This is a genomic window from Vibrio sp. Y176, assembly GCF_033438945.1.
In genome coordinates this window covers 1-751 of the sequence record NZ_JAWOQS010000425.1, presented here as the reverse complement: position 1 = coordinate 751, position 751 = coordinate 1, and the positions used below count along the sequence as shown (strand labels likewise).

Genomic DNA, 751 nt, shown 5'->3' with positions numbered 1-751 from the left:
GGCCGAAAGAGTTTGCTACGTGGTCATCGTGTTTGGATCATGTACGCGCAACCTTATCAAGTCACTTTACAAGAGCAGCAGCAAGAGTTGGCGCAGTTAGAGATGGCTCGCTCAGCGCTAGATTCGCTGTCCGAGTTGATCTGCTTGCAAGATTGCCAAGGTAACTTATTGACGACGAATCGTGCCTTTGACCAGTTTTGGGAGGGGCGACGAGAAGAAGCCATCACTGCAACGGCGAGCCGAGTCGCTACCCGTAAAAGTGAACGCAAATGGACGACGGACACGCAAGGTCGCAGCTGCTTGCTTGAAGTGAATTTAAGCTCATTAGTATCGCCAAGTGGTGAGCTACTCGGAACGTTGTCTATTAGTCACGATGTGACGGAGTGGCATAAGATTCAGCAAAACTTACGTGATGAAATGGAACGTCGTAAAGACACTGAAGTCGCCTTGGCTCAACGTGACACCATTCTTCAAACAATCTTAGATGCAAGCCCTGACTCTATCGGTATTTTTAATGAGAATATGGTGTACCAAGCGTGCAATAAGCCATTTGTAAACGCTTTAGGTATATCGGAAGTTTCTGATTTGATTGGTAAGCGTCTTCAAGATGTCATTCCCGTTGAAATGTACACGCGGTTGGAAACGAGCGACCTACACGCTCTACGACAAGCGGAACCGGTAAGGTATATCGATAAGGTCGTGAGTAGTGATGGCCATATTACGTGGTTTGATGTGGTGAAATCGCCGTTTA

At 47.3% G+C, this 751-nt stretch carries 1 protein-coding gene; it reads left to right on the top strand.

Annotated features, from left to right (window positions below; all coding sequences use genetic code 11):
* A partial coding sequence (locus tag R7O13_RS26465) for a PAS domain S-box protein (protein WP_318305155.1) occupies positions 1-751 on the top strand: 751 nt, incomplete at both ends.